Here is a 5,211-nt window from a genome sequence, read left to right as displayed (position 1 = left end):
CGAACCCGTACGCCCTCGGCCTCCCATGCCGCCTGCACCTCATCCAGAGCACCCGCATCACCGGACACCACCGTGACCCCAGGACCGTTGACCGCGGCAACACCAAGTCCATCGCGCCCGGCCAGGACCGCCTCGACCTCGGCCACCGGCAGCGGCACCGACAACATCCCGCCCGCACCCGACAGAGCGCTGATCGCCTGCGAGCGCAGCGCCACCACCCTGGCGCCGTCCTCCAACGACAAACCACCCGCCACCACAGCCGCAGCAATCTCCCCCTGGCTGTGACCAACAACCGCCGCAGGCTCCACTCCCGCAACCCGCCACACCTCAGCAAGCGACACCATCACCGCCCACAACAACGGCTGCACCACATCAACCCGCTCCAGCACAACCGAATCCCCAGAACGAGCAACCTCCGTCAACGACCAGTCAACAAAAGACCCCAGCGCCCGCTCACACTCCCCCCACCGGGACGCAAACACCGGCGACGAATCCAACAACCCCACCGCCATACCCACCCACTGCGAACCCTGCCCCGGAAACACCAACACCGGACCAGCACCAGAGCCCACCGAGCCGACGACGCCGGACACCACCCCCACGCCCGGCACACCCGACGCCACCGACCCAACCCCCGCCAACAACGACTCCCGGTCACCCCCCACCACCACAGCCCGGTAGTCCCACACCGCCCGCGACGACGCCAACGAGAAACCCACATCCGCAGACGACAACTCCGGGCGCTCAGCAACAAACGCACCCAACCGCTCCGCCTGCCCCCGCAACCCCACCTCGGACTTGCCCGACAGCACCCACGCCACCGGCCCGCCAACTGCGGAATCCGCGACGGAAAAGATGGACTCGCCAGACTTCGCGCCCTGGCCCGAGCCCGGCCTCGGTCCCGTCACCGGCTGTGTCTCTGGCGCCTGTTCCAGAATCACATGCGCGTTGGTTCCGCTGACCCCGAAGGAGGACACTCCGGCCCGACGCGACCGGCCTGTCTCGGGCCAGGGTTGGGCCTCGGTCAGCAGTTCCACCACGCCTGCAGACCAGTCCACTTGAGAGGACGGAGTGTCCACGTGCAGCGTCTTGGGCAGCACGCCGTGCCGCATCGCCATCACCATCTTGATGATGCCGGCGGCCCCCGCAGCGGCCTGCGTGTGCCCGATGTTGGACTTCAACGATCCCAGCCACAGCGGGCGGTCCTCCGGCCTGTCTTGGCCGTAAGTCGCTATCACGGCCTGGGCCTCGATCGGGTCGCCCAGCTTGGTGCCCGTGCCGTGCGCCTCCACCACGTCCACATCCGTGGTCGACAGGCCCGCGTTGGCCAGGGCCTGTGTGATCACACGCTGTTGGGAGGGCCCGTTCGGCGCCGTCAGACCGTTCGAGGCGCCGTCCTGGTTCACGGCGGTGCCGCGCACCACGGCAAAGACGGGGTGCCCGTTGCGCTGCGCGTCCGAGAGCCGCTCCACCAGCAGCACACCGGCGCCCTCGCCCCAGCCCGTTCCGTCGGCGGACTCGGCGAAGGACTTGCAACGGCCGTCCGCGGACAGGCCCCGCTGCCGCGAGAACTCCACGAACGGGCCGGGTGTGGCCATCACCGTGACGCCACCAGCCAGCGCCAGCGAGCACTCTCCACTGCGCAGCGCCTGTGCCGCCAGGTGCAAGGCGACGAGCGATGACGAACACGCGGTGTCCACCGTCACCGCGGGCCCCTCCAGGCCGAACAGGTAGGCCAGTCGACCGGAAGCCACACTGCCGGAGTTGCCGGTGCCGAGGTAGCCGCCCAGCTCGTCCGGGATGGAGGTCACGCGGGAGGCGTAGTCGTGGTACATCAGGCCGGTGAAGACGCCGGTCCGGCTGCCCCGCAGCAGGGACGCGTTGATGCCGGCGCTTTCGAAGGACTCCCAGGCGCATTCGAGGAGAAGGCGCTGCTGGGGGTCCATCGCCAGCGCCTCGCGAGGCGAGATGCCGAAGAATTCGGCGTCGAATTCGGCGGCCTCGTGCAGGAACCCACCCTCGGTGGTGTACGAGGTTCCGGACGCGTCGGGGTTGGCGCCGGCCAGCGCGCTCAGGTCCCAGCCTCGGTCCGTGGGGAAGGAGGTGATGCCGTCACCGCCGGCCGCCACCAGCCGCCAGAGGTCCTCGGGGGATGACACGCCTCCGGGGTAGCGGCAGCCGATGCCGACGATCGCCAGCGGTTCGTCCGTGGTCGATGTCGTGGTCTGTACGGAGCGGGTGGCCTCGCTACGCAGTCCGAGCAGTTCACGGCGCAAATAGTCCGCGAGCATGGTCGGTTGGGGATAGTCGAAGATCAATGTCGCGGGCAGCCGGAGGCCGGTCGCCGCTCCGAGCCGGTTGCGCAGTTCGACCGCGGTGAGCGAGTCGAAGCCCACGTCTGTGAACGACCGGGCCGGGTCCACGGCGCTCGCCGAGGCGTGCCCGAGCACGTCGGCGACGTGCGCGCACACCACACTGGTCACCAGCCGCACCTGCTCCGCGTCGCCCAGCCCGACCAGCCGGCCGGCGAGCTCGCCCGCGTCGCCGCTGCCGGCCCGTACGGCACGCCGCACCGGCACCCGCACCAGCCCACGCAGCAAGGCCGACACGCCGGCGCGCGCAGCGCGCGCCCGTACTCGGCCCAGGTCCAAGGCAATCGGCACCACCACTGCGGCATCCACCGCCAGTGCCGCGTCGAACAACGCCAGACCGTCCGCCGTGGTCAGCACCTCCACGCCGGAACGGGTGACCCGCGAGCGGTCCCCGTCCTCCAGGCCACCGGCCATGCCGCTGGCCTGCTCCCACAGGCCCCAGGCGAGTGAGGTCGCCGGCAGACCCTGAGCCGACCGGTGCTGTGCCAGTGCGTCGAGGTAAGTGTTCGCCGCCGCGTAATTGGCCTGCCCTGGAGCACCGAAGACACCGGACGCCGAGGAGAACAGGACAAACGCCGACAGGTCGCGGTCGCGGGTGAGTTCGTGCAGGTGCCAGGCGGCATCGGCCTTGGAGCTCAGTACGGTGCGGATTCGCTCGGGCGTGAGTGATTCGACGATTCCGTCATCCAGTACGCCGGCGGCGTGGATCACCGCGGTCAGCGGACGGTCGGCCGGAATCGACTCCAGCACCCCGGCCAGGGCGTCACGGTCGGCAGCATCACACGCCGCCACCCGCACCTCCGCACCCAAAGCCTCCAGCTCCACCACCAGATCCCCAGCACCCGGAGCATCCACCCCCCGCCGACTGGTCAACAACAGACGACGCACACCACACTCCACCACCAGATGGCGCGCCAGCAGACCACCCAACGTGCCCGTACCACCAGTAATCAGAACCGTGCCCTCAGCACCGCCCTCGGCACCCCAGGAAACAGACCGTACGACCGCGTCCTCACCCTGGGGACGAACCGCCCGCCGAAGGCGCGGCACGAACACCTCACCACCACGCACCGCCACCTGCGGCTCATCGCCCGCGAGTACGCCGGCCAGCACAGCCGCATCCAGCCCCGCGGCACTGTCCTGATCGACCAGCACGAACCGGCCCGGATGCTCAGACTGCGCCGAACGCACCAGACCCCAGACTCCCGCCTGCGCCAGCCCGTCCACCGCATCGCCCGGAAGCACACCCACCGCACCCCGCGTCACCACAACCAGCCGCGACTGAGCAAACCGCTCATCGGCAAGCCACGACTGCACCAACCCCAACGCCTCGGCGGCTCCCGAGAAGGCCGCGGAAGACGCGGAAGCACCGGGGGTGATCTCCGCGGCTACGACCGCAGGTGCCGATGTCCCGCCGTCGAGGGCGGCACCAAGCGCCGCGAGGTCCACGAAGGTCCCTCCAGCGCCCTCAAGTCCTGCCAGTCCAACCCAGTTGAGCGGGTCGGAAACGACGTCGGCCAGCGGCAACGACTGCCACTCGACATCGAACAGCGTCCCCCCGCCCACACCCCCGACCGCCAGCTGACCGGCACCCACCGCGCGGAACATCAACGACTCAACGGTCGCCACCAACGCGCCACTCTCGTCGGCGACCTCCACCGACATCGCATCACTGCCCCGAGCAATCAGCCGAACCCGCACCCGAGTCGCGCCCACCGCATGCACCCGCACACCCGACCACGCGAACGGCAACCGCGGACGTCCCTCGCCCCCACCCGACTCCAACAACCCACCCACACCAGCCGCATGCAACGCCGCATCCAACAACGCAGGGTGCACAGCAAACCCCTCAACACCCTCAACCCCCTCAGGCAACGCCACCTCCGCCCACACCCCACCGCCGGCGCCGCCCTCACGCCACACCCCACGCAAGCCCCGGAACACCGGCCCATAGCCGTACCCCGCACCTGCCAGGGCCTCGTACGCCCCCTCGACGTCCACCGACTCCGCCCCAGCCGGCGGCCACACACCAAACCCACCCCGGGTCGCTTCAGGGACGCCACCCCGAGCCAGCACACCCGAAGCGTGCCGAACCCACGGCCCCTCAACATCCCCCTCCGGCCGCGAATACACGCTCACCGACCGACGCCCGGCACCCTCCTCAGCATCAACACACACCTGAAGCGCCACACCACCCGACTCCGGCAGCACCAAAGGCAGCTCCAGAGTCAACTCCTCCACCACATCGCAACCCACCTGATCACCCGCACGCACTGCCAACTCAACAAACGCGGTCCCCGGCAGCACCACCGAACCCAACACCGCGTGATCAGCCAGCCACGGATGCGTCGACAGCGACAACCGGCCCGTCAGCACCACGTGATGGGAGTCAGCCAACGTCACGGCCGCCCCCAACAGTGGATGCCCGACCGTCCCCAGGCCCACCGACGGCAGGTCCCCCGCGCGCAACGGAGAAGTCTTCACCCAGTACCGCTGCCGCTGGAACGCATACGTCGGCAGATCGACCCTCTGCCCGCCCGCGAACAGCGGCTTCCAGTCGACGCCCGCACCGACCGCGTGCAACTGGGCGAGTGCCGAGACGAAGGTGTGCTCCGCGTCGCGATCGGCGCGCTGCGTCGCAATGCTGATGTGGTCGGTCTCGTCTTCGGCCAGGATGGTGCTGGCCAGGGCCGCCAGGACGCTGTCCGGACCGGCCTCCACAAACCGCGTCACACCCTGACCCGCAGCCGAACGCACCGCATCCGCGAAGCGGACTGCCTCCCGTACCTGACGCACCCAGTACGCCGGCGAGCACAACTCCTCCTCAGAAGCAGCCTCA

Annotated in this window: 1 protein-coding gene; it reads right to left on the bottom strand. The window is 69.7% G+C overall.

Annotation, left to right across the window (positions count from 1 at the left end; all coding sequences use genetic code 11):
* On the bottom strand, positions 1-5,105 hold a 5,105-nt coding region (locus tag AB0D04_RS42065), incomplete at its 3' end, for a type I polyketide synthase (protein WP_362712713.1).
* Positions 5,106-5,211: the final 106 nt, after the last annotated feature.

Origin of the sequence: Streptomyces sp. NPDC048483 (assembly GCF_040651455.1) — a bacterium.
GTDB lineage: Bacteria > Actinomycetota > Actinomycetes > Streptomycetales > Streptomycetaceae > Streptomyces.
This window is presented reverse-complemented; position numbering and strand designations above follow the sequence as displayed.